Source organism: Halobellus ruber (assembly GCF_014212355.1).
GTDB classification, from domain to species: Archaea; Halobacteriota; Halobacteria; order Halobacteriales; family Haloferacaceae; genus Haloquadratum; species Haloquadratum rubrum.
Window position 1 is genome coordinate 74051 of the sequence record NZ_JACKXD010000003.1, and the last position, 25302, is coordinate 99352.

The window sequence follows — 25302 nt, forward strand, 5'->3', positions numbered from 1 at the left end:
TTCGTGGCGACGTATATATACTATCGGCCGTGAGCGCGAACGGAACGCGGCGGCTCAGTCGTCGCTGGTCTGGACGGCCGCCTCGCTCTCGTCGGCGTCGGCGGCCGCCGTCGCCGCCGGCGGCAGGTCCTTCCGGACGTCGTCGCGGGCCCGCTCTTCGATCACCTCGGCGTAGGCGTCGGGCATCACCTTCACGAAGTCCTCGCGGACGTCGTCCCACGACTCGAGCATCCACGCCGCGCGGTCGCTGTCGGTGTAGGCCGCGTGGTTCTCCACGAGGCGCTTCAGCATCCGGCGGTCCGACTCCTCGAGGGTGTCGGACAGCGACACCATCCCGGTGTTGGCCTTCGCGGCGAACTCGTCGTCGGGGTCGTAGACGTACGCTACGCCGCCGGACATCCCCGCGGCGAAGTTCTTGCCGGTCTCGCCGAGCACCGCGACCGCGCCGCCGGTCATATACTCACAGCCGTGGTCGCCGACGCCCTCGACAACCGCCTTCACGCCGGAGTTCCGGACGGCGAAGCGCTCGCCCGCGACGCCGTTGACGTACATCTCGCCCTGGGTGGCGCCGTACAGCGCCACGTTCCCGATCAGGACGTTCTCGTCGGCCTCGTAGGCCGCGTTCGACGGGGTCTCCACGATCACGCGGCCGCCGGAGAGTCCCTTGCCGATGTAGTCGTTGGCGGCACCCGTCAGGTGCATCGTCACGCCGCCGGCGAGGAACGCGCCGAACGACTGGCCGGCGACGCCGTCGAACCGACACCGGATGGTGTTGTCCGGGAGGCCGTCGCCGCCGTACTTCTTCGAGATGCGGTTCGACAGCGTCGCGCCCACCGCGCGGTCCTCGTTTCCGATCTCCCGGTCGATCGCCACCGGCGTCCCCTCCGAGAGCGCGGGGTCGGCCGCCTCGATGAGGTCGTAATCGAGCTGGTCGGCCACGCCGGGGTGGGTCTGCTCTTCGGTCTTCCGGCGCTTTTCGCCGTCGGGCTCGGCGATGACCGCCGAGAGGTCGAGGTGGCGGGCCTTCCCGTGGTCGGTCTCCCGCTGGGTGAGGAGGTCGGGACGGCCGATCATCTCGTCGACTGAGCGGAAGCCGAGGTCGGCCATAATCTCCCGCAGCTCCTGGGCGATGAACGTCATGTAGTTGATGACGTGCTCGGGCTGGCCGGGGAACCGGTTCCGGAGTTTGTCGCGCTGGGTGGCGACGCCGACCGGGCAGGTGTTCTCGTGGCACTGTCGCGCCATCACGCAGCCGGAGGTGACCAGGGAGGCGGTCCCGAAGACGTACTCCTCGCCGCCGAGCAGCGCCGCGACCGCGACGTCGCGGCCGGTCTTCATCCCGCCGTCGACCGTGACGCGGATCCGGGAGCGGAGGTCCGTCGCCCGGAGCATCTGGTTGGCCTCCGCGAGCCCGAGTTCCCAGGGCAGGCCGGCGTTCTTGATCGAGGTCTTCGGCGACGCGCCCGTCCCGCCGTCGTGGCCCGAGATGTGGACGACGTCGGCGTTCGCCTTCGCGACGCCGGCGGCGATGGTGCCGATCCCGGCCTCCGAGACCAGCTTCACGTTGATGTCGGCGTCGGGGTTTGCGGCCTTCAGGTCGTGGATGAGCTGTTTCAGGTCCTCGATGGAGTAGATGTCGTGGAGCGGCGGCGGCGAGATGAGCCCGACGCCCGGGGTCGCAAAGCGGACGTGGGCGATCATCTCGTTGACCTTCTTGCCGGGGAGGTGGCCGCCCTCGCCGGGCTTCGACCCCTGGGCCATCTTGATCTGGAGCTCCTCGGCGTTGGTGAGGTAGTCGGAAGTGACCCCGAAGCGGCCGGAGGCGACCTGCTTGATGTTGCACTCCTTTTCGGTGCCGAACCGCTCGGGGGGTTCGCCGCCCTCGCCGGTACCCGACTTCCCGCCGATCCGGTTCATCGCGATCGCGTTGTTCTCGTGGGCTTCCGGCGACAGCGATCCGAGGCTCATCGACGCCGTCGAGAAGCGTTTGACGACCTCCTCGACGGGCTCGACCTCCTCGATGGGGACCGGATCGCGGTCGGAGTCGAACTCGAGCAGCCCACGGAGCGTCTGGAGTTGCTCGTTCTGGTCGTTGATCATCTCCGCGAACTCCAGGTACTTCTCGTAGTCGCCCGACCGGACGGCCTGCTGGATCGTCCCCACGGTCTGTGGGTTCCACTGGTGGTGGATGCCGTCCGAGCGGTGTTCGTACTCGCCCTGGCGTTCGAGTTGCGGGTCGTCGCCGTACGCGACGGTGTGTCGGGTGCGGACGTCCTCCTCGATCACGTCGATGCCGATGCCCTCGGTCCGGATCTCCGTGCCCTCGAAGTACTCCGCGACGAAATCCGAGTCGAGGCCGACCGCCTCGAAGATCTGTGCGCCCTGGTAGGACTCAACCGTGGAGATCCCCATCTTCGCCATCGTCTTCAGGAGGCCGTCCTCCAGCGCCTCCGTGTACGCCGCGATGGCGTCCGCCTCGTCGGCGCCGTCGGGGCCGGCGACGATGTCGGCGATGGTTCGGTAGGCGAGATAGGGGTTTACCGCGTCGGCACCGTAGCCGACCAGCGTCGCGAGGTGATGTACCTCGCGGGGGTCGCCGGACTCGACGACCAGTCCGGCGTGGTTCCGGAGCCCGTTGCGAACCAGGCTGTGGTGGACCGCGCCGGTCGCAAGCAGGCTCGGGATCGCGACCCGATCGGGGCCGAGGTTCCGGTCCGACAGGACGACGACGTCGGCGCCGGACTCGATCTCGGCGGCGGCGTCCTCGCGGACCCGCTCGACCGCGGACTCCAGCGACCGCTCGCGGTCGTAGGTGATGTCGACGACCGCCGAGGTCATCGCGTCGTCGGCGTCGTCGCCCAGCGACCGGATCGTCTCGGTCTGTGCGTCCGACAGCACCGGCGAGTCGACGACGAGCTGTCGGGCGTGCTCGGGGGTCTCATCGAGGAGGTTCCGCTGGGCGCCCAGCCGCGACTCGAGGGAGGTGACGAGCTCCTCGCGGATGTAATCGAGCGGCGGGTTGGTGACCTGCGCGAACAGCTGCTTGAAATAGGTGAAAAGTGGCCGGTTGAAGTCGGATAACACGGATAGGGGCGTGTCGTCGCCCATCGACCCGACGGGGTCTTTCCCTTCCTTGGCCATCGGCTCGATGAGGTGGCTCACCTGATCCTCGGTGTACCCGAACGCCGCCTGGGCCGCCCGGAGGTGGTCGACCTCGCCGCGGAGGTCGTAGTCGTCGGGGTCGATCAGGGCGTCGAGCTGCTGTTGTTCCTGGTCGACCCACTCGCCGTACTTCTCGTCGGTCAGCGACTCGAAGACCTCCTCGTCGGGGATGACCCGCCCCTCCTCGGGGTCGGCGACGAACAGCTGGCCGGGCTGGAGCCGACCGCGCTCCTCGATCTCAGCGGGGTCGGTGTCCAGGGCGCCGACCTCGCTGGCCATCACCAGGGTGTTGTCGGTGGTGACGTCGTACCGGCAGGGTCGGAGGCCGTTCCGATCCAGGACGGCGGCCACGCGGTCGCCGTCGGTGGCGGCCACCAGCGCGGGGCCGTCCCACGGCTCGATCAGGGAGGCGTGGTAGTCGTACCAGTCCCGGCGCTCGTCGCTCATCGCGTCGTCGCCGCGGAACGCCTCCGGGATCAGCATCCGGAGGACGTGGGGGAGCTCCCGCCCGCTGTGGAGCAGCAGTTCGATCGCGTTGTCGACGGAGGCGGTGTCTGACTGCTCGGGATCGTTGATGACCGGCTTCAGCGTGTCGAGGTCGTCGCCGAAGGCCTCGTGTTCGAGGTCGGTCTCCCGGCTCCGCATCCAGTTGATGTTGCCCTGGATGGTGTTGATCTCGCCGTTGTGGATGATGTGTCGGTATGGGTGGGCGAGATGCCACGCGCCGAGGGTGTTGGTCGAGAACCGGGCGTGAACCAGCGCGAGCGTGGTCTTCAATCGCTCGTCGGTGAGGTCAGGGTAGTAGTCGGCGAGCTGTTCGCCCTTCAGCAGGCCCTTGTAGACGAGCGTCTTCCGCGACAGCGAGCAGACGTAGAAGCGCTGGGCGCCGTCGGAGTCGAGTTGGTCGACCTCCTTTTCGGCCGCGCGGCGGGCGACGTAGAGCGCCCGGTCGAACTCGTCGGAAGCGAGGTCCTCGTCCGGGACCACGAACGCCTGCTTGACGTTCGGTTCCGAGTCGACGGCGGTCGCACCGAGGTCCGAGTTGTCGGTCGGGACGTCGCGCCAGTGTACTACGTCGAGGCCGTGGTCGGCGAGGACGCGCTCGAAGATCGCCACCAGCCCCTCGCGGGCGGCGTCGTCCTGCGGCATAAAGATCGAGCCGACGGCGTACTCCTCGGGGAGATCGATGTCGAGGACGGCATCGAAGAACTCGTCGGGGCGCTGGACCTTGATCCCGGCCCCGTCGCCGGTGTTTTCCTCCGCGCCGGTCGTGCCGCGGTGTTCGAGGTTCTCGAGCAGTTCGAGCCCGTCCGCGATCGTCTCGTGTGATCGGCCGCCGTCGAGGTCGATGACCGCACCGACACCGCAGTTCGACCGTTCGTCCGTCGGATCTACGAGCCCGTCGGACTCGTCGGTCGTGTGTTCCCGTGACTTGGTCATACCTGCCACTAGTTCCACCCCCTAATGACGCTTCTCCTCAACGTGTAAGAGGCCACTAACCACATATAAGGGCATATCAATATTTTCCACATTCCTTTACCACCGTAGGGGTGGCCGCCGGCACAGGCGGACTGCAGTTCGCAGGGTATGGCCGCCGCAGGTTACAGCTCCGACAGCGTCTCGTGGATCCCCACCACGAGGGCGGGGACGACGATCATGAACAGGTGCTCCTCGACCGGGATGCCGGCGAGGTCGACGCCGGTCCGGAGTTGGATGGCGAACACGCCCACGGTCAGGGTGTACCAGTCCCACACGAACGCAAGCGGGTACAGGACGAGGATCGTCCGAGCCGCCCGGCGGAGCGCGCCGGCGCGATAGAGGAGCGCAACCGCCAGGGCGCCGAACGCGACCTCGGTTGCGAGGTAGGTGTACGGTCCGAGGATGCCGATGTCGGGGAGCGACACCCCGGCGAGGGGCCGAAACCAGACGCTCGCGACGAGTACCGCGAGGAAGACGTAGGCGCCGCGGATCAGGAGCTTAGTCGCCAGTTCGGCATCGGCACGGGTGGTGACCGCCGCCACGCCCCCGAACGCCACCGCGGCCAGCGGCGCCGCCGTCGGGAACAGCCCGTCGACCGTGAACACGACGACCAGGGTGAACCCGGCGTACAGCAGCGCGTACGCCAGCCGACGGGCCCGTCGGCGCCCCAGCGCGACCGCGACGGTCCGCTTGTCGATCGAGCGGTCGTAGTCGTAGTCGGTGCTGTCGTCGATGACCTTCACGCCCGCGAGCGTGACCGCGAACACCACCCCGAACGCGAGCGCCTCGCCGGCGACCGCCCCCGTCTGGGCGTAGCAGCCGCCGACGATGGCGGTAGCGATCCCCAGCGGGTACCCGAGGGTCGTGGTCACGGGGTTGGTGTCGAACTGCGGGGCGTGGAGGAACCCGAGGAGCCACATCGGGAGCGCAAGCGCGGCCGCAAAGGGACCGACCGCGATCCAGAGGCCGACGCTGGCGGCCGCGAACCCGATTCCGGCGCCGACGAGCGCGCGCCGGCACCCCGCGGCCGTCATCGGGTGGTCGTCGTCCTCGCCGCGGGAATGAAAGTCGACGTAGCCGTCCTTCACGTGGGCGGTGTAGACCGCGAAGAACGTCGCCGCGGCGTGCAACAGCAGCGGCACGACCGCGACGCGGCCCGCGATCACGGCCCCGAACGCGCTCGCCGCCACCGGCGGCAACATAAACACCGGATGGATCTGCGACGCCAACGCCCCGAGGTCGGCTTGCAGGCCGGCGTCGTCGCGTGCGAACGCCATACGGGACCGTGAGTCGCGCGAAGCAAAAGCGTTCGGCGGAGCGGGCCGCACTGGTCGATCGCGGGACGGCGGGCCGTGCAAGACGTGCGAGTCGTCCCTACCGCCGCGGCATATCTCTCGAACCGCGGGCCACAACGTGGGCGGCGGTGCTCGGAACGGTCGGTACGGGAGTCGCCGCGGCGCTTCCGGGCGTCCGGTTCGCCGGTAACGGCGCGATCCTGCTCGCTCCGCTGTGCGAGCTGCGACTCGTCCGGTTCAAATTCTCTCTGTAGCGATCTCTGTCTCGCTCGACAGAAAATGCGCCGACCGGGAGTCACGCGAGCCGGGCGGGACCGGAGGTCCCGCTGGAAGCCGGCGCTTCGCGCCGGCGACGAAGCGAGCGGGACGCCGGTCGGCAAACGACCGAAGGGGGTGCGCCGACCGGGAGTCCCGCGAACGGAGTGAGTGGGACGCCGGTCGGCAAACGACCGAAGGGAGTGCGCCGACCGGGATTTGAACCCGGGCCATGAGCTTGGAAGGCTCAGGTCCTACCACTAGACCATCGGCGCGCTCACACGACCCTTCCGCACCCCCGAATAAGGATGTTACCCTTCCGAGTCGCTTCATACGGATTATTGTAACTAATTACCGGTCATCGCCAGAGACGGGGTCGGCGATGACCGGAATTGACTCCAATAATCCGTATCAGTCGTCGTCGGCGGGCTCGACCGACGGCGTCTCGATCGGCGGCGCGCGGGCCTCCTCGAACGCCGAGGCGGCGGCGTGGACCCGCTCGCCGATGCCCGGCACCTCGTCGGCGCCGACGGGGCCCTCCGCGCGGATCGTCTCCAGGTCCCGCGGGAAGTCCCGCAGGTCGTAGTGGATGTCGATGCCGGCCCGGGCGCCCTTCCCCATCGCGACCGGGATCTGGTTGTGCCCCTGGGTGATGTCCCCGACGGCGTAGACGCCGTCGACGCTCGTCTCCATACTGTCGTCGACCGCGACCGTGCCGTCGTCGTTCAGGTCGCAGCCGAGTTGGGTCGCGAGGTCCGTGTTGTAATCGGAACCGTACATCGCGAACCCGCCGCGGTACTGTCTGGTGGATCCATCCTCGAACTCGAAGGATTCCAGCCAGCCGTCGTCGCTCTTGTTCATCCCCGAGATCTCGCTTTCGACGATGTCGATCGGGTGGGCCCGGAGCTGTTCGTCGGTCTCGTCGCTCCACTCGGGGGCCTCGCCGCGGAGGAGCACGTCCACATCGTCGGTGAAGTTGAGCATAATCATCGCGACGTGGGCGGTCGCCTCCCCGGTCCCCATCACGTAGACCGGACGGTCGACGAACATGTACGCGTCGCAGTGGAGACAGTAGTGGAGCCCCTTCCCGGTTCTGGGGACCGGCGGTTCCGGCCGGCCGTCGCTGAACCCGACGCCGAGGACGACCCGGTCGGCTAAGAACTCCGCGTCGTTGCCGACCAGCCGGAACCGGCCGTCGTCGGTCCGCTCGGTCTCGACGATCAGGTCGCGGACGACGTCGCCGCCGTAGTCCTCGACCTGCTCCTGTGCCGTCTGCAGGAACTCGTTGCCCGAGACGTCCTCGGTCACGCCGATCACGTTGTGCGTGTCGAGCATCATCGCTGCGCGGCCGCCGCCGCGGTCGACGACCGCGGTGTCGTGGCCGAGCCGCGTCGTGTACAGCGCCGCCTGGAGCCCCGCAGGGCCCCCACCAACGACGACGACCTCGTACTCTCGAGCCCCGTCGGTATCAGTCATTCTACTACGTAGTAGCCACTGGGAGAACTTAAACGCAGAGCACACGTGCGCCGCCGTCGGCCAGCCGTGACCCTCCGCGGGGCGCGACTCAGTCGCCGGCTTCGACCACCGCATAGCAGTTGCCGCTCGACACCGCGGACGCGACCGCCCGGAGTCCGCTCTCGCGGATGTCCGCCGCGAACTCCGCGGGGTCGTAGATGTGGTAGAACCGCGGGACCGCCTCCCCGCCCGGCAGCGTCCACGGGACGGTCGTATCGAACCCGGAATCGGCGTCGAACCGGTCGTGGGCCGTCGACCACGCGCTCACCAGCGCGCGACCGTCGGCGGCGAGTACCCGCGACAGCTCCGAGAGGCTGGCGACCCGGCGCGACCGCGGGCGCAGGTGGTGCAGCGCCGCGACGTACACCGCGACGTCGACCGTCCCCGACCCGATCGGGAGCGCCGCCGCGTCGGCCTGCAGCAGGTGTGGCCGCGGGTTGCGATCCCGGGCGGTCCGAAGGAGTTCGGCGCTGACGTCGACGCCGACGACCCGGTCGACGACTCCCGACAGCGGCTCGGCGTGCCGGCCGTTGCCGCAGCCGACGTCGAGACCGACGCCCGCGGCGCCGTGGTTCGCCCCCTCGACTGCGGGGTCGGCACCGCCCGCGAGCGCGTCGACGGCATCGCCGTCGAGCCGCGACACCGCGTCGTCGTCGTCCCGGAGGAACGCCGTGACTTCGGGCCACGGGTACGCCCGCGTCGACGCGAAGTGCTCGGCGATCCGGTCGTACGTCCGCTTGACCGGCGGTCCCGTCGGCCCGTCGTCCATACGCCGGCCAGACGCCAGGGACGGAAAGCCGCGGCGGTTGGCGGAGGGGTCGCGCCGGTTGCTCGCCCGGCTTACAGGAACGCGAAGACGCCGTAGGTCAGGATCAGGAGTAGCGTCGCGTGCTTCACGCCGTCGGAGACGGTCCCCTCGCCGAGCTGCCCCGCCACGATCCCGGAACAGATCCCCTGGATCGCGGCGGCGTGGAAGAACAGCAGTTCGTAGGCGCCGGTCCCGACGGACCCGAGCCCGCCGAGGACGCCCGCGTCCACGCCGCTCACGGCGCCGCTGCCGATGCCGCCCCCGCCGGCGGCGCTCCCGGCCTCGCCTGCGGCTTCGATCGCGGGGATGAACGCGGTCGTCAACGCGACGATGATGCCGAGGAACACGAGAAACGACACGTAGATCACGACGAGGTAGGTAAGCATCTCCTGTCTGCGTTCGCGCTCAAGCCGCCGGATCTCGTTTGCCTCGTCGGCCGCGATCCGGAGCACGGGGCTGATGTCGCCGCTGGCCGCCATCGCGTTCCGGATCAGGGTGACCGCCCGCGACACCGTCGGGGCGCCGGTCCGGCGCTCCAGCCGGGCCAGCGACTCGCCGACGGTCGACCCCCACTCGATGTCCCGCCACACTCGGTTGATCTCGTCGCCGAGCGACCCCAGTTCCGCGTTCGAGAGCCGTTGCAGACTCCCGACGACGGTCGCGCCCGCCTCGTTGATGCTCGCCATCCGGTCGAGGAAGTCGGGCATCTCCGACTCGATCGCCCGGAGCCGGCGCTTCTGAACCTCGTGGGCGGTTGCGATCCCCGCGAGCGCCAGGATGGTGGCCAGAACGATCGGGCCGTCGACGATCCCGACGGCCTCCATCACCGACATCGACGATCCCGTCAGCCGGGCGACCAGGGCCCCGATCCCGCCGACCGAGCTTCTGAGCGACAGCCAGACGGCCACGAGTCCGACCGGCCCGGTGACGAGAAGCGTGTAGACTGGCCGGTCGAGCATCAGCCCCACGGGGTCCGACAGCGTCCGGCGGTACCGGCCGATGCGGTCGTAGGCCGCGAGCCGCAGCCACTTGTCCGCGTCGGTGCCGACGCCGGCGTCCGAATCGAGGTCGGCGTGGCGATCCCGAACGGTGCCGCCGTCGGCCAGTCCCGGCGCGTCGGCGCTCCCCTGCGAGGGTTCGTCGGGAGCGGTCGCCATCGGGCGTCCGACGCTCACGTCCGTGTGGTCGTCCTCCTCGGTACCGCTGCGGCTGATGACGTCGAGCCCCTCGGTGATGCTGTCGACGTAGACGACGAATCCGAACGTCGCGAGCGGGATCCCGAGGTAGGTCACCAGCCGGATCACCACCAGGGTGTCCTGGATGACGAGGCCGACCACGACCAGAACGGTGATGAAAAACAGCGGCCCGGCGACCAGGACGGTGACGTACACCTCCGCGAACGTCGACAGCAGGTCCAGGTACTGTCGCTGTTGAGCTTCGACCTCGTCTTGGAACCGCTCGTACTGTTCGTGGAGGAACGACGAGACGTTCTGTCCCGAGGACAGGACGCTCGCGAGGTTCCCCGCGAACTCCTCTAAGTTCTCGCTGGGCGTCCGTTCGGCGGTCCCCTTCAGCGCGGTGAGCACGTCTGTTCCGAACGCGTCCATATCCCTGACGGCGACCCCGAGTTCGCGTGCGGCCTCGCCGTAGACGTCCTCGTTGTGAGAGAGGGTCCGCAGGACGGTCTGGAACGGCATCCCGGACCGCGAGAGCGCATACACGAACGCCACGGTCCGCGGCAGCGTCGCGTCGATCTCGACGCCGCGGGCACGGGCCCGCTGGTCGAGCACCGTCCACCGACCCCAATAGACCCCCGCCGCCAGCCCAGCACCGAGCGTCCCGCTGGAGATCAAAAGGAGGACGAACAGCTGCAGCAGCGACAGCTCTTGGACGCTGACCAGGGTGGCAAGCGGCGCCAACTGTGCCGGGAGAACGCCGGCGATGACCGCGGGGTCGAGCGCGAGCGACTGGAGGATCGCCGCGCCGATGTAGACACCGTAGACGCTGCCGGCGACGCCCGCGGCGCCCGCGATAAACAGCGTCTGGGACTGAAACACCCGGTGGCTCTGCCCCACGAACGCCGCGCGCATCCGCCGGATCTGGTCGGGGCGGCGCGGGCTTGACTCCCCGACGTACCCGCCGAATACCGGGAGCGCGAGCCGGGAAACCAGCAGTTCGGCCCGCGGGCTGATCGGCACCAGCGCCACGGGAACCGCGAGCAGCGTGACGACGACGAGCGGGAGGTACGCGAGAACCTCACCCGCCGTCATCGGCTCCGACCCCCTCGTCGTGGCTCCCCACGTCGCCGCCGACGCTTGCGGCCCCGCCCGCTGGGTCGGCGGCTTCGAGCCGGTCCATCACCCGCTCGGGATCCGCGTAGTACTCGTTGACCAGGGCCGTGAACTCCCGGTAGTCAGTAGTCCCGATCTCCGAGAGGAGTTGGAGGAACCGCTGCCGTCGGCGGACCTCCCGTTGGCGTTCGGTCCGAGTCCACCCGCGTTCGCGCTGGATCTCGTCGAGGAGGTTGGCGTCGGAGTGCTCGAAGGTGTCGGTCTCGGCGTCCCAGGTGAACGCCCGGGAGTAGTCGAGTTCGCCGGTCCGCTGGTCGATCTCGCCGATCTCGCCGATGGCTTTCGACCGTCGAACGCGCTCGCCGTCGACCCGCGTGAGCGTTTGAACGCAGAGCAGGTCCAGCGACTGGACCATCGCCCGCGGGACGTTGATCGGCTCGTTCTCCAGCCGGTTGATGACGGTCTCGATGCTGTCGGCGTGCATCGTGGAGAAGGTGGTGTGGCCCGTGTTCATCGCCTGAAACAGGGTGACGGCCTCGTCGCCGCGGACCTCGCCGACGATGATGAACTCGGGGCGGTGGCGCAGCGCCGACCGCAGCAGGTCGTACATATCGATGTCGCTGCCCTCGTGGAGGCGCTGGCGCGTGACAGACGACAGCCAGTTGTCGTGGTACAGCGACAGTTCGCGGGTGTCCTCGATGGTGAGCACCTTCGCGCGCGGCGGGATGAACATCGACACCGCGTTCATCGAGGTGGTCTTTCCGGAGGCCGTCCCGCCGGCGAAGATGAGGCTCTTGTTGTTCTCGATGCAGAGCCAGAGGTACGCCATCTCCTCGACCGAAAAGGTGCCGTAGTCGATCAGATCGATGGGGGTGAACGGCTCGTCGGCGTACTTCCGGATGGTGAACGCCGACCCGCGCGGGGTCACCTCCTCCCCGAGCGCGAGCTCCACCCGGGAGCCGTCCGGCAGCGTCGTCCCGACGACCGGGTCGCCGACGCTGACGTGCCGGCCGGACTCCTGGGCCAGCCGGATCACGAAGTCGTCCAAGTTCTCGGCGCCGTAGACCACGTTCGTCTCGATGTCGGTGTAATCGTCGTGGTAGACGAAGATCGGGAGGTCGTACCCGTCACACGAGATGTCCTCGATGTGCGGGTCGTTCATAAGCGGGTCGATCCGGCCGAACCGCCGGAAGTCCCGCGCCAGGTAGTACAGGAGGGCGTGAAACGTCCGCATCGACACGTTCACCCCGTACTGTTCGAGGAGGGTCCGAAGCTCGTTTTGGAGCGTCTCCTCGGCGGTCGGCTCCGCGTTCGTTCTGTAGAGGAGCGGATCGCGGATGTCGACCTTCGTCCGGGCGAGCAGCTCCAGCTCGAAGTCGTCGAGTTCGGGCTCGACTGCGTGGTAGTAGTGCTCGCTTTCCTCGTCGTTGTAGGTGATCACCACGTAGGCGTACGGCGCGTTGACCCAGTAGCGGTCGACAGGTTCCTCGCCCGGCGGCGGATCGAACGACGCGAAGACGCCGTCCTCGGGGCGGTAGGGCCGGAAGTCGAGCGAGGAGCCGCGGAGCACGCTCACGAAGCGTCGGAGCCGCGTGCGCAGCCCGTCGAGGGGGCTGTCCGGGTCGCTGTCGGCGTCGCCCGCGACCGTCGCCGACGATCCGACGGCCGACTGCGTCACACCCGACGAAGCCACGGCTGGATCCGCGTCACCGTCGGTTTCGTCCCCGTTGCTGCCCGGGTCGGTCCGTGCCATCAGTAGTACCCCAGTTCGTAACGGACGCTTCTCGGCGGAGCGACTTATACTGTCGGCCGGTCGGCGGGGAGACTCGTCGGGGGGAGTGGTACGGAGGAACACTCTACCGAGCGCCCGCGCTCGGAGAGCACCGCAAAGGGATCGATGGCGAACAGCCGGCACACCGCTTCCCCGCGCCGACGTGCCGGACGATCGCGTTCCGGCGCGGGGCAGATCTCACCGCACACGGCCGGTGGTCCCGTGATCGCATATAAACGCTCGGCCGGCGTCGGGTCGTGTCAGCTCACTCCCGGTCGACCGTCAGCAACACCCCACCCAGGACGAGGAGGACGAGGACGCCGACCGGGATGGGGACGCCCGGGAACCCCCGGGTCACGAGCAGATACGTCGAGACGGCCAAAACGAGCCCCGAGAGTCCGAGCAGCCCCCCGAGCAGCCGGACCGGGTCGACCGGCCCCGACTCGACGGCGTCCTCGAACCGGTAGTAGACGACGGCGATGGCGACCGCGACGGCGAGGACGCCCGCACCGACCGCCCACACCTGATACGCGATCTGGATCGACTGCCCGGCCTGGAACGCGACCGCCGAAAGCGGGTCCGAGACGGCGACCCGCCGCGTCAGCGGGACGCCGAAGGCGTACCGGAGCTGGAAGAAGGGAAACCGGACGAAGAGCACCGCGCCGCCCGAGACGTCCGGCGAGTACGTGACGTTCCACGGGACGAGGGCGGCGAGCCACGTCGACACCACCGCCAGCGCGCCGGCGTACTCCGCGCGAACCCAGGTCATACCGTCACTCGCCGGGTAACCCACATAAAAGGTGCCGGGCGACGGCGGGGCCGGCGTCGGCGAGCCCCGACTACGCGTCGTCGTCGAAGGTCTGCCACTCCGTATCGGTGCCCAGGATCCCCGCGAGCGAGGAGACCATCGACTGGAGTTCGTCGATCTGCTGTTGTTGGGCTTCGACGAGCTCCTCGTACTCGCCGATCCGCTCCTGCTGGGCTTCGACGCGGTCTTCGAGGTCCTCGATCCGCGATCGGCTCTCGTCGTGCTGTTGTGTCGTCTCCTGGATGTCGGCCGACAGCGACTCCATCGCCTCCGAGAGGTGAGTGATCTCCTGGTCCGTCGCGAGGCCGTGGTCCTGCGGCTCGCGCAGCATCTCCCGGTGGGTGACGATCGCGTCGGAGACGCTCGCGCTCCCGTCCGGCAGGGCGATCTGGAGGGGGCTTGCGTCCGGCGTGTCGTCGGTGGGGTCGCTGTCAGCGGGGGCTGAACCGTCCTGTTCGGCGTCCGAGGTCGAATCGGCCTGTTGACCGCTCATACGCATCGTTGGGTGGTCCAGAGGCAATAAATTACCGTCAGACAATGAACACGAATGTGACACGACGTCGCGGCCGGCAGTCACGGTAGCCTCGAAGAGTCGGCGTCTCGGAGGCTGGCCTCCCGGACGGCCACCGTTCACGCGAGGCGCTTCACCCGACCCCGAGGAAGTCGAAGGCGTAGCCGGCCTCGGCCGCCGTCGCGTGCTCGTAGGCGATGCGGGCGGCGGCGACGTCCTGGATCGCGAGGCCGGTGGAGTCGAAGACCGTCACCCCGTCGTCGGCGACGCGGCCCGGCTTCTCCCCGATCACGATCTCGCCGACCGAGCCGTGGATGTCGTCGTCGTCGAGCACGCCCTGGTTCCAGGGGACGTTGATCTCCCCGGAGTGGGTCGTCTGCTCGTAATCGTCGATGACGAGCTTCGAGTCCAGCAGGATCCCGTCGTCGAGTTCGTGTTTGCCCGCGGCGTCCGCGCCGATGGCGTTGATGTGGGTGTGCGGCCCGACCGCCTCGCGGGGGACGATCGGGGACTCGACGGGCGTGACCGTCGAGAGGACGTCACACGACGCCGCCTCCGTGATCGACCCGCCGACCACGTCGAACTCGTCTTCGAAGGCCGCGACGAACGCCGCGGTCCGTTCCTCGTCGCGGTCGGCGACCACGACCCGCTCGATGTCGCGGACCTGTGCGATCGCGCGGAGCTGCGTGTACGATTGGACGCCCGCGCCGACGACCCCGAGGGAGTCGGCGTCCGCAACCGCGAGGTGGTCGGTCGCGACCGCCGCCGCGGCCCCGGTCCGGAGCTGTGTGAGCTCCTTGCCGTCGAGGATCGCAAGCGGGAACGCGGTTTCGGGGTCGGAGTAGATCATCGTCCCCAACACCGTCGGGAGGTCGAACTTCTCGGGGTTGTCGGGGTGGACGTTGATCCACTTGATCCCCGCGGCGTCCCATTCCGGGGTGGAGAGGTACGCGGGCATCGACCGGAAATCGCCGTTGTACGCCGGCAGATCGATGTAGGACTTGGCCGGCATCTGCGCGTCGCCGCGGGCGAACGCCGCGAAGGCCGCCTCGACCGCGGGCACGACCTCGGAGAGGGATGCGTGCTCCCGGACGTCGTCGCCGTTCAGCAGCAGCGTTTCCATACCCGAGGGTCGTCGGGCGGACCCCTAAGTCGTGACGGTGGAGACGGCCTCGGGGACACAGAATCGGGGGGATCGAGCCGGGGAGTGGAGGCACTCGGCGGTCGGGCAAAAATAGAAGCCCGAACCGGCGATCGGTCGTTGGTGTGGCCGGCCTCGGATCGGCTGCGCTGGGCGACGCCTGACGGCCTATGGAACGCAGTCTCCGACTGCGTTTACATCGCGCCGCCCATACCGCCCATTCCGCCCATCCCGCCGGCGCCGCCGGGGCCGCCCGCGCCGCCTTCGTCGCCGTCGCCGGAGGTGCTCAGCTCGTCGGCAGCGATGATGTCGTCGATCTTGAGCACGAGGTTCGCGGCCTCGGTGGCCGAGGACAGCGCCTGCTCCTTCGAGTGGGCGGGCTCGACGACGCCCGCGTCGAAGGTATCCTCGACGTCGTTCGTGAAGACGTTCAGCCCGGCGTGGACATCGCCGTTCTCGTGGGCTTCGCGGAGCTCGACCAGGGTGTCGATGGAGTCGAGCCCGGCGTTGCCGGCGAGCACGCGGGGCACGAGTTCGACCGCGTCGGCGAACGCCTCGACCGCGAGCTGTTCGCGGCCGCTGACGGTGCTGGCGTAGCTCCGGAGCTGCCGGGCGACCTCGACCTCGATGGCGCCGCCGCCGGAGACGACCCGGCCGTCGGAGACGGTGGTCGAGACCACGTCGAGGGCGTCCTCGACGCCGCGCTCGATCTCGTCGACGACGTGTTCGGTGGAGCCGCGCAGCAGCAGGGTCACGCCGTGGGCCTCGTCGCCGTGGCCCTCGACGTAGAACAGCTCGTCGTCGGAGTCACGACGGACCGAGCCGTGGCCGAGGTCCGCCTCGGTGACGCTCGACACGTCGGAGACGACCGCGCCGCCGACCACGTCGCGGAGGAACCCGATGTCGGATTTCTTCGTCCGACGGACCGCGAGGATGCCCTCCTTCGCGAGGTAATGCTGGGCCATATCGTCGATGCCCTTCTGGCAGAAGACGACGTCGGCGCCGGAGTCGACGATGTGCTGGACCTTCTCGCGGAGCTCCTTTTCCTCCTGATCGAGGAACTTCTGGAGCTGATCCGGGGAATCGACGTTGACCGTGGTGTCGACGTCGGTCTCCTCGATCTCGATGGCCTCGTCGAGCAGCAGGATGTCGGCGTGCTCGGACGCCGAGGGCATATTGTCGTGGACGGGGTCCTTGTCGATGACGGCTCCGTGGAGGAGCTCCGACTCGCCGGTGCCGCGCCCGGTCTGGGTCTCGATGTTGGCGTTCTGGAGGTCGACGACGTAGGAGCCGTCGTCGGCCTCGACCGTGACCGCCTCAACGGTCTCGACGGCCAACTCGGCGAGGAGCTCCTTGTCGAGTTCGGAGCTTTTGCCGGTCATCGACGTCTCGGCGACCTTCTTGAGGAGTTCGGTGTCGTCGGGCGTGACCGACTCGGAGGCCTCGTCGACCGCCGAGCGGGCCTCCTGGCTCGCGAGGTGGAAGCCGTTGATGATCGCGGTGGGGTGGATGTCCTGATCGAGGAGCTCCTCGGCGTTCTTCAGGAGTTCACCCGCGATGGCGACCGCGGTGGTCGTGCCGTCGCCGGCCTCGTCCTCCTGGGTCTCGGCGACTTCGACGATCATCTCCGCGGTGGGGTTGTCGATGTCCATCTCGGTCAGGATGGTGACCCCGTCGTTGGTGATGGTGACGTCGCCCATCGAGTCGACGAGCATCTTGTCCATCCCCTTCGGTCCGAGTGTCGAGCGTACGGACTCCGCGACGGCGCGAGCGGCCTGGATGTTGTACTCCTGCGCGTCGCGATCCTTGACGCGCTGGGCGTCCTCGCCCATAATGATCATCGGCTGACCCTGTTGCATTCGCTGACTCATAGACGGTGCTTGATTGTTTGTGATTCTATATAAATCCTGTGGTGGACGGCGAGGTCGACCGCGTCCGATAGTATGTGAAAGACCAACGCATTTCGGCCGAGTCGCCCGGTTTTTTGCGGATTTGGTGTGAGAACCGGTATCAATACCCGTCGGCGTGAGAGCGGTATCGACGGCTATTTATATGTGTTCCGTCGGGTGGGCGGCCGCTGGTCGGTGAATGGTTCTACGACGGACCGGAAGACGGTGGGACCGGTTTCGTGACGGCCATACCGGCGGCTCCCGGGCCTCGAACGGTCCGGAGAACGTGGTCGTCGCCGTGCGGCGGTCACTCCCCGTCGGGGAGTTCGTCCGCGAGGAACGGCCGATCGCGGGTGGATTCGAAGGGCGGGAGGTCGTCGTCGGTGTCCAGCGCGTCGAGTTCCGCCTCGTACAGTTGCTCCTGGAGTTGGCTCCGCTTGTTCCGTCCCTTCCGCTCGCGACCGGCTTTCGTGTCAGGCATTGTCAACCGTGACAACGTCACTCAATGTAATGAACGTTTCGACACTCCGCGGAATCGGGGTACGGTCGGGGTCAGGCCCTGAGACCCCGCAGTACGTCGTTGATCGGCCCGAGTTCGATGTCGTTGGGCGAGGTTGCGTCCATCGTGGTTGCGAACCGGACGGTCCGGCCGTCGTCGATGGTGAATGCAGCCCGCTGGTGCACCCGACGCATCCCCTCGTACTCCGCGCGCACCACGCCGTACTGATCGGCGACGTCCTTGACGGTGTCCGACAGCAGTGGGTAGTTGCTGTCGTGGTGCTCGGCGAACCGCTCGTGGGAGTGGATCCCGTCGCCGGAGACGCCCAGCACGGCGAGATCGTCGTCCAACTCGAAGAACTCCGCGTCCCGGAGGGCACACATCCCCGCCGTGCAGATGGGGTCGAAATCGAACGTGTAGAACGTCGGAAAGACCCACTGCCCCGCGCCGGTGTGATCGCTGAAGCGGTAGCTGTCGCGGTCGCCGTCGTTGTACCGCACACCTCGAAGTCGGGCGCGGCCCCAGGATCGATGTCGCTATCACACCACCGCGAGACCGTCCCACGGGCGAGAAGGTGCCCGTTTGGCGCCGACGAACCCGTCGAAATCGTGGTACGACGCGGCGGCAGTTCGTTCACACCGACGAGCGCCGGGACGGGGATTTGGACCACGGTCGCTCGCTTCGTCGCCGGGCTCCGCCCGGCTGCCAGCGGGACCTTTGATCCCGCCCTGCTCGCTCCCTGCTTCAACTCCCCGCATAGAAGCCGCGCTGCTCGCTTCGTTCGCAGACGCGGACGCCGGGACGGGGATTTGAACCCGATTGCGAGACTCACTTCGTTCGTCTCGCGTGGTTCAAATCCCCTTGTAGCGTCGTCACTGTTCACTTCGTTCACAGATACGAGCGCCGGGACGGGGATTTGAACCCCGGATCCCAGAGGGAACACGCTTTCCAGGCGTGCGCCTTACCACTCGGCCATCCCGGCCCGATTTCGATTACTCCGCTGAGTCGTTTAACTTCTTCCTTTCGCCGCCAGCCGGGGTTCGAGCACGAACGACAGTACTGTCACGAATCCCCCGATTGCGAAGCCGATCCCGACGGTGGGAACGATCCCCAGATCGACCGAGCCCACGAACAGCCTGACCCCCTGGAGGAGCACCAGAAACGTCAGCGCGCCGATGAGCCCCCACAGGACCGCCGATCGGAGCCCGGTCACGCCAACACCTCCACCTGGTAGCCCGCGGCTTCGAGCGCGTCGAGCACCTGGTCGATGTGGTCGTGCCCGCGCGTCTCGATTTCGATCTCGATGTCCGCCTCGTTCATTGCGACGTCCCTGGAGGTCCGGTCGTGCTGGACCGCGTAGATGTTCGCACGCTCGGCGGCGATGATCTCGACCAGTTCCTCCAGGGCCCCGGGCCGGTCACGGAGCACGGTTCGGATCTTCAGATACCGACCGGTCGCAACGAGGCCGCGAACGAGAACCGTCGTCAGCTGGTTCGTGTCGATGTTGCCGCCGCACAGCGCCGGCACGATGGTCTCGTCGTCGTCGTAGTCGAACGCCTCGAACAGCAGCGCCGCCATCGGCGCCGCGCCTGCGCCTTCGACGAGGGTCTTCGAGCGTTCGAGCAGGTACGTCAGCGCCACTGCGATCTCCTCGTCTGTGACGGTCACCACCTCGTCGACGCGCTCGCGGATGATCTCGAAGGGCCGCTCGCCGACCTTCCGGGTCGCGATCCCGTCGGCGATGGTGTTCACCGAGTCGCGCTCGACGATCTCTCCCGACCGCAGCGACTCCGGCAGCGACGCCGCCCCCTCGGCCTGGACGCCGATCACCCGCGCGTCGGTCGTCGCCGTGACCGCGGTGGCGATGCCGGCGATCAGCCCGCCGCCGCCGACCGGGACGAGGACGGTGTCGACCTCGGGGCACTCGTCGACGATCTCCAGTCCGATCGTCCCCTGGCCGGCCATCACCACGTCGTCGTCGAAGGCGTGGACGTACGTACGGCCCTTATCACGTTCGATCTCACGGGCCTTCGCCTGCGCCTCGTCGTAGTCGGCGCCGTGGAGCACCGCTCGCCCGCCGTACCGTTCGGTCGCCTCGACCTTCGAGATCGGGGCGTGTTTCGGCATCACGATCGTCGCGTCCACGCCCGACCGGCTGGCCGCCAGGGCGACCCCCTGGGCGTGGTTGCCCGCGCTCGCGGTGACGACGCCGGCGTCGCGTTCCGCCGCCGAGAGCGTCTTGATCCGGTTCGTGGCTCCCCGGATCTTGAACGCGCCCGTGCGCTGGAAATTCTCCAGCTTCAGCCGGACGTCGGCGCCGGTGACGTCTGAAAACGAGTAGGAGTACTCCAGCGGCGTCCGGCGCACGACGTCGTCGATCCGGTCGCGCGCCGCTTCGACATCGGAGAGAGAGAGCATACGCCCGGGTTCCGGGCCCGTAGATCCTAATTCTGTCGGCTGACACAGCGGTGAGAGAGCGACGCGCTACCGGCCGTGGGGCCGGCGAGCCTGTCGCGCCGCTACTGGGGGAATCGGGGAAAGGGGGGAATGCACGCGCGTGACGTGCACTTGGCGGTATGTCCTGGTGGTACATAAACATCCGCCACGCGTGGTGGAAGTAAAAACCGCACGACAGCGCCGACCTCGTCGACGCCGTCTGACGGTTGTCTGCCGCGCGTCACACACGGCGGAGGTGTCGGTCCGCGTGACGCCGGGAGTGTCAGCCTCAGACCCTCGCCGGCCGTCGATGGGCAGGATGGGCCTCGGTCGACTCCGGGGCGTGCGGCGGCGAGGCTCCTCCGGGGAGCGCGGGAGCGTTCCGACGGAAGACGACTGATCGGAGGGGAGAGCGAAGCCCGGCCGACGGTTACCGCTCCTCGAGCGGCGGGAACGGCAGGTCCGTGTCGCCGACGTACCGCGCCCGGGGGCGGATCAGCCGGTTGTCCTCGTACTGTTCGAGAACGTGCGCGATCCACCCCGCGACCCGCGACATCGCGAAGATCGGGGTGTACGCGTCGATCGGGATCCCCATCTGGTAGTACGTCGACGCGGAGTAGAAGTCGACGTTGGGCGCGAGCCCCTTCTCCGCGGCAATGTACTCCTCGATCGTGGTCGAGTAGTCGTACCACCGGGAGTCGCCGGCGGTCTCGGCCAGTTCCTTGGACTTCGCCCCGAGGATCTTCGCCCGGGGATCCTTGACGTTGTAGACGCGGTGGCCGAACCCGGGGACGCGGCGGCCCTCCGCGAGGGCCTCCTCGACCCACGTCCGTGGGTCGGTGTCGCTTTCGTCGACCTCCTTCAGCATCCGCATCACGTTGGCGTTGGCGCCGCCGTGGAGCGACCCCGAGAGGGTGCCGATCGCCGAGGTGACCGCGCTGTGGAGGTCCGAAAGCGTCGACGCAGTCACCATCGCGGAGAACGTCGACGCGTTCAGCCCGTGGTCGGCGTGGAGCACCAGGGCCATATCGAACGTCTCCGCTAAGACCTCGTCGGGAACCTCGCCGTTGAGCATGTACAGGAAGTTGGCGGCGTGGCTCAGGTCCTCCCGCGGCGCGACCGCCTCCTCCCCGTTCCGGAACCGCTCGAAGGCCGCGAGGGCGGTGGGGATCTTGGCGGTGATCCGGCAGGCCTTCCGGAGGTTCGCGTCGAGGTCTGTCACGTCCGCGTGGTCGGCGTCGCCGTCGTACGCCGACAGCGACGAGACGACCGTGCGCAGCGCCGCCATCGGGACCTCGTCGGCCGCGGCGAGTTTCTCGACCTCCCCGAGGAGTTCGTCGTCCAGCGCCCGGGTCGCGGCCGTCCACGTACAGAAGCTTTCGAGCTCCTCGGCGGTCGGGAGCTCCCCGTGCCACAGGAGGTAGACGACCTCCTCGTAGGACGCCTCGCGGGCCAGATCCTCGATGGAGTACCCCCGGTATCCCAGCTTCCCGGCGTCGCCGTCGATGTAACTCAGCTCCGACTCGGCGACGAGGACGCCTTCCAGGCCGCGGTGGACGTCGTCTGACATACCTACAGACTTCTCTACCACGTCGAAAAAGCGTTACCGTTTCCGGAAACGGGGCCGCACAGCCGGCAAGCGTTTTTCGTGCTGGCCGCGAACACCGACGTATGTCCCCACGGGACGCGGCGTACGAACCGGTCAGCGTCAAGGAGGTGCTCGCGGAGATGAAAGACACCGCGGAACTCCTGATCGATCTCTCGTACTCCGCCGTCCTCAACGGGAGCGACGAGATCGCCCGGGAGGTACTCGACCTCGAAGACCGGGTCGACCTCCTCCAACTCCAGGGACGGATGAGCCTGCTGATGGCGGCCCGGAGCCCCGAGGACGCCGAACGGCTCGCGCCCGTCTTGGGCGTGATGGGCGCCGCCGAGAAGATCTCCAACGCCGCCGGCGACATCGCCAAGGTCGTCCTCGACGACATCGGCACCCCGGACGCCCTCCGGACGGCGCTGCCCGAGGCGGTCGAGGTGCTGGTACGCGCGAGCGTCGCCCCCGACTCCGCGTACGCCGGCCGGACGCTCCGCGACGTGAATATGGAAACCGAGGCGGGCGTCCGCGTGATCGCGATCCGCCGGGAGTCCGCCACCGGCAAGCGTCGGTGGCTGCTCAGCCCCGGCTCCGACGACGAACTCCAGGCCGAGGACTCGCTGTTACTCCGGGGGCCACAGGACGGCATCCGGACGGTCTACGAGGCCGCCACCGGCGACCCCTACGAGCCGCCGGCCCCCGTCGACCCGCCGGTCGAGGACCTCGAACGCGCCGTCGACTCGATCATCCTGATGAAGGATATGAGCGAACTCGCGGTCGACCTGGCGTACGGCTCGGTGCTGTTCGACAGCGAGGGCGTCGCCGAGGAAGTGCGGGAGCTGGAAGCGGAGGTCGACGCCCTGAAGTCGCGGTTCGAGGCGTGGACGCTCCGGGCGGCGGGGCGGGTGGAGGATCCGGTCCGGCTCCGCGGGCTGGTTCACCTCGCGTCGGCGACGGAGGTCATCTCCGACGCCGCCTTGGAGATCAGCGAGGGCGTGTTGCGGGGGATCGACGCCCACCCCGTCGTCGCGGCCGCGATCGAGGAGTCCGACGAGGTGATCGTCCGGCTGTCGGTCGCGCCCGACGCGGCGCTCGCGGGGACCACCCTCGGCGGGGAGGCGGTGAAGACCCAGACCGGGATGCGCGTGATCGCGGTCCGCCGCGGCGACACGGACGCCGAGTGGGTGGTCCAGCCGGGGCCGGAAACGGAGCTCCGCGCCGGCGACGTCGTCATCGCGAAGGGAACCCGCGCCGGCGCCGAGCGGCTGGGCGACCTCGTCGGCGACGAACAGCGGTTCGAGTCGTGAGGGCCGGGAGCGTTCAGAGCCGCCGCGCCAGCCGCACCGCCTCGACGACGGTCAGAAGCGAGGTCACGAGCAGCGCCGTCGACGTCGCGAGCACGAACGCGAGGATCAGAAACCACCCCTCCGGGCCGACCCCGGGGTACTCGCGCGTCCCCGCGAAGGGGCCGAGCAGTTCGAGGACGCGGGCCAGGTAGGCGAGCACTGCGATCGCGACGCCGACCGCGGCGCCGACGGCGCCGTTCCGCGGCACGCGCAGCGCCTGCATCAGCCCCGATCCCGGCGGCCGTTCGGGTACCTCGTCGCTCACACCCGGCGTTGGGATGGCGGCGACAAATCCGCATCGGTTCGCGGTTGCGGCACCGTCCCGACCCCCGAATCTGACACGATCCGAACCCCTCGCGTTGGGGCAGTCGGACGCGAGACCGAACCCCTAAAGGTCGGTGGCTTCGAGAATCGAATAATGACGACGCTGGGCACGGCGAGTGCAGCCCCCGGAGAGGTCGACACGGGCCGTCTCGCGGTCGGCGAGACCCGCGACGGGACGGCCGTGGGCCTCCCCTGTGCGGTCATCAACGGCGCCACCGACGGGCGGACCCTCTACATCCAGGCGGCCTCCGACGGCGACGAACTCAACGGAGTCGGCGTCATCAACCGGGTGGTTCCCCGGCTCGACCCCGTCGACCTCGCGGGGACGGTCCTCGTCGTGGGGATCGTCAACTACCACGCCTTCCAGACCGCCGAACACCGCAACCCGATCGACGACACCAAGATGAACCGCGCGTATCCGGGCGACGAGAACGGGACCTCTTCGGAGCGCATCGCGGCGGCGACGTTCGACGCCGCCACCCGCGCGGACTTCGCGTTGGACCTCCACCAGGGGTCGACCTCGCGGATGATCGACGAGGTCCGGGTCCGGTGCGGTCGTCGCCACCGCCTCCACGACGAGTGTCTGGAACTCGCGAAGGCGTTCGGCTGCGGGTACGTTCTCGACCAGAAGGGCCCCGGCGGCCAACTCGCCCGCGCGGCCCCCGACGAGGGGATCCCGACCATCGACCCCGAACTCGGCGGCTGTGTCGGCTGGGACCACGACAGCATCGACATCGGCGTCGAGGGCGTGTTCAACGTCCTCCGGGAGTACGGCTTCCTGTCGGGCGAGGCGACCGTGGACCGACAGACCCGCGCGAAGGGGTTCGACCAGTTCGGCTCCCCCAACGGAGGGTTGGTGCGGTTCCGCGCCGCCCTCGGCGACCGGGTGTCGGCCGGGGACCTGCTGTTCGAGGTCACCGACGTCTTCGGGGAGACCAAGGCCCGAGTGACCGCGAACAACGACGGCATCTTCTGGCGCACCCGCCGGCTCCCGCAGGTCGCGACCGGCGAGTACGTCTGCTCGGTCGGCACCAACGTCGACACCTACTGAACGGATGGCTCCCAACCTGTTGGACCTCGCGTGTTCGGCCTGCGACCGCAGCTACGACCGCGCGTCGTGGCGGTGGCGGTGCGACTGCGGCGCGCCGCTTGAGTTCGCGGCGTCGCCGTGGGACGGCGATGCAGGGACGGAGTTCGGCGACGACCCGCCGGCGTCGTGGGGCGATTCCACGGCGGGGCTGTGGTCCTTCGAGCGGTTCCTCCCGACGAGCCCTCGGGTCTCGCTGGGCGAGGGGCGCACGCCGCTGGTCGACGCGCCGGCGTGGAACGCCGCGTTCAAACTCGAATACGTCTCGCCGACCGGCTCGTTCAAGGACCGCGGCGCGACGACGACCCTGTCGGTCGCCGCCGAGTTGGGCGTCGATCGCGTGGTCGAGGACTCCTCCGGCAACGCCGGCGCCGCGATCGCGACCTACGCCGCCCGGGCCGGGATCGACGCCGACATCTACGTCCCGGCGTCGGTCAAACCCGGGAAGCGCCGGGCGATCGAGCGGGCAGGTGCGAACGTGGTCCCGATCGAAGGGGACCGCGGGGCCGTCACCGACGCCTGCGTCGATGCCGTCGAATCGGGGGATGCGTGGTACGCCTCCCACGCGTGGAACCCGGCGTTCTTCGCGGGCACCGCGACGTTCGCCTACGAGGTCTGTGCCCAGCGGGGGTGGACCGCACCCGACGCGGTCGTGCTCCCGATCGGCCACGGTACGCTCTTTTTGGGCGCGTACCGCGGCTTTCGCGCGCTGCGGGCGGTCGGGTGGATCGATTCGGTCCCGCGGCTGCTGGGCGCCCAGGCTGCGGGCTACGCCCCGATCGTTGCGGAACGTCACGGACGGGATGCCGCCGCGGGCGAAAACGAGGTCGCGGACGGCATCCGAATCCGCGAGCCGGTTCGGAAGCAACAGATCCTCGACGCGATCGACGCCACCGACGGCGACGCGATCGCGCTCCCCGAACCGGCGGTCACCCGGGCGCTCGACGCGCTCCACCGGCGGGGGTTCTACACCGAGCCGACGTGTGCGATCGCGCCGGCGGCACTCGAAACCTACCGCGACCGTGGGGTGCTCGCGCCAGACGCCGACGTTGTGGTCCCGCTCACCGGGAGCGGGCTGAAGTCCTGACCCCGGA

Annotated in this window: 19 protein-coding genes and 2 tRNA genes; 3 read left to right on the forward strand and 18 right to left on the reverse strand. The window is 68.7% G+C overall.

Annotated features, from left to right (window positions below):
• Positions 1-54: 54 nt before the first annotated feature.
• The 17 genes from gltB to citZ form a co-directional block, all read right to left on the reverse strand.
• Positions 55-4602 (reverse strand): glutamate synthase large subunit, encoded by a 4548-nt coding sequence (gltB, locus tag H5V44_RS08845; protein WP_185192774.1) that lies wholly within the window; start codon positions 4600-4602, stop codon positions 55-57.
• 161 nt (positions 4603-4763) lie between these two features.
• Entirely contained in the window at positions 4764-5918 is a 1155-nt protein-coding gene (locus tag H5V44_RS08850) for a lycopene cyclase domain-containing protein (RefSeq protein ID WP_185192775.1), read from the reverse strand.
• 477 nt (positions 5919-6395) lie between these two features.
• A tRNA-Gly gene (locus H5V44_RS08855) sits at positions 6396-6466 on the reverse strand.
• Between the two features lie 136 nt (positions 6467-6602).
• Positions 6603-7667: an NAD(P)/FAD-dependent oxidoreductase gene (locus H5V44_RS08860; RefSeq protein WP_185192776.1), complete on the reverse strand. Its 1065-nt coding sequence runs from the start codon at positions 7665-7667 to the stop codon at positions 6603-6605.
• A gap of 88 nt (positions 7668-7755) precedes the next feature.
• Positions 7756-8475: a class I SAM-dependent methyltransferase gene (locus H5V44_RS08865; RefSeq protein ID WP_185192777.1), complete on the reverse strand. Its 720-nt coding sequence runs from the start codon at positions 8473-8475 to the stop codon at positions 7756-7758.
• Between the two features lie 71 nt (positions 8476-8546).
• Entirely contained in the window at positions 8547-10784 is a 2238-nt protein-coding gene (locus tag H5V44_RS08870; protein ID WP_185192778.1) for a type II secretion system F family protein, read from the reverse strand.
• Positions 10771-12558, reverse strand: coding sequence for a type II/IV secretion system ATPase subunit (locus H5V44_RS08875; protein ID WP_185192779.1), 1788 nt, complete (start codon positions 12556-12558; stop codon positions 10771-10773). The genes H5V44_RS08870 and H5V44_RS08875 overlap by 14 nt, the downstream gene beginning before the upstream one ends.
• Before the next feature lie 283 nt (positions 12559-12841).
• Entirely contained in the window at positions 12842-13345 is a 504-nt protein-coding gene (locus H5V44_RS08880) for a DUF7549 family protein (RefSeq protein WP_185192780.1), read from the reverse strand.
• Between the two features lie 70 nt (positions 13346-13415).
• Positions 13416-13877: a hypothetical protein gene (locus H5V44_RS08885; RefSeq protein ID WP_185192781.1), complete on the reverse strand. Its 462-nt coding sequence runs from the start codon at positions 13875-13877 to the stop codon at positions 13416-13418.
• A gap of 151 nt (positions 13878-14028) precedes the next feature.
• Complete coding sequence (locus H5V44_RS08890; RefSeq protein WP_185192782.1) at positions 14029-15018, reverse strand: ornithine cyclodeaminase family protein; 990 nt, start codon at positions 15016-15018, stop codon at positions 14029-14031.
• A gap of 212 nt (positions 15019-15230) precedes the next feature.
• Entirely contained in the window at positions 15231-16877 is a 1647-nt protein-coding gene (thsB, locus tag H5V44_RS08895) for a thermosome subunit beta (protein ID WP_185193243.1), read from the reverse strand.
• Positions 16878-17232: 355 nt separating this feature from the next.
• Positions 17233-17406, reverse strand: a complete 174-nt coding sequence (locus tag H5V44_RS08900; RefSeq protein ID WP_185192783.1) for a hypothetical protein — start codon at positions 17404-17406, stop codon at positions 17233-17235.
• A 71-nt stretch (positions 17407-17477) separates the two neighbouring features.
• The gene (locus H5V44_RS08905) at positions 17478-17924 is read right to left on the reverse strand and encodes a redoxin domain-containing protein (protein WP_185192784.1); all 447 of its coding nucleotides are present in this window, start codon (positions 17922-17924) and stop codon (positions 17478-17480) included.
• Between the two features lie 401 nt (positions 17925-18325).
• Positions 18326-18406: transfer RNA gene (locus H5V44_RS08910), tRNA-Ser, on the reverse strand.
• Between the two features lie 27 nt (positions 18407-18433).
• The gene (locus H5V44_RS08915; RefSeq protein WP_185192785.1) at positions 18434-18637 is read right to left on the reverse strand and encodes a hypothetical protein; all 204 of its coding nucleotides are present in this window, start codon (positions 18635-18637) and stop codon (positions 18434-18436) included.
• Entirely contained in the window at positions 18634-19842 is a 1209-nt protein-coding gene (gene ilvA / locus H5V44_RS08920) for a threonine ammonia-lyase (RefSeq protein WP_185192786.1), read from the reverse strand. The genes H5V44_RS08915 and ilvA overlap by 4 nt, the downstream gene beginning before the upstream one ends.
• A 448-nt stretch (positions 19843-20290) precedes the next feature.
• Positions 20291-21430, reverse strand: coding sequence for a citrate synthase (gene citZ / locus H5V44_RS08925; protein ID WP_185192787.1), 1140 nt, complete (start codon positions 21428-21430; stop codon positions 20291-20293).
• A 101-nt stretch (positions 21431-21531) separates the two neighbouring features.
• Between citZ and H5V44_RS08930 the strand changes: the two genes are divergently transcribed.
• Positions 21532-22758, forward strand: a complete 1227-nt coding sequence (locus H5V44_RS08930; RefSeq protein WP_185192788.1) for a potassium channel family protein — start codon at positions 21532-21534, stop codon at positions 22756-22758.
• 13 nt (positions 22759-22771) lie between these two features.
• Here the strand turns inward: H5V44_RS08930 and H5V44_RS08935 are convergent, their stop codons facing one another.
• The gene (locus tag H5V44_RS08935) at positions 22772-23062 is read right to left on the reverse strand and encodes a DUF7536 family protein (protein WP_185192789.1); all 291 of its coding nucleotides are present in this window, start codon (positions 23060-23062) and stop codon (positions 22772-22774) included.
• Positions 23063-23215: 153 nt separating this feature from the next.
• On the opposite strand from H5V44_RS08935, the gene H5V44_RS08940 reads away from it, so the two are divergent.
• Together H5V44_RS08940 and H5V44_RS08945 are read left to right on the forward strand one after the other, a co-directional pair.
• Positions 23216-24172: a succinylglutamate desuccinylase/aspartoacylase family protein gene (locus H5V44_RS08940; RefSeq protein WP_185192790.1), complete on the forward strand. Its 957-nt coding sequence runs from the start codon at positions 23216-23218 to the stop codon at positions 24170-24172.
• Positions 24173-24176: 4 nt separating this feature from the next.
• Positions 24177-25295 (forward strand): threonine synthase, encoded by a 1119-nt coding sequence (locus tag H5V44_RS08945; RefSeq protein ID WP_185192791.1) that lies wholly within the window; start codon positions 24177-24179, stop codon positions 25293-25295.
• The last annotated feature ends 7 nt before the right edge of the window (positions 25296-25302 follow it).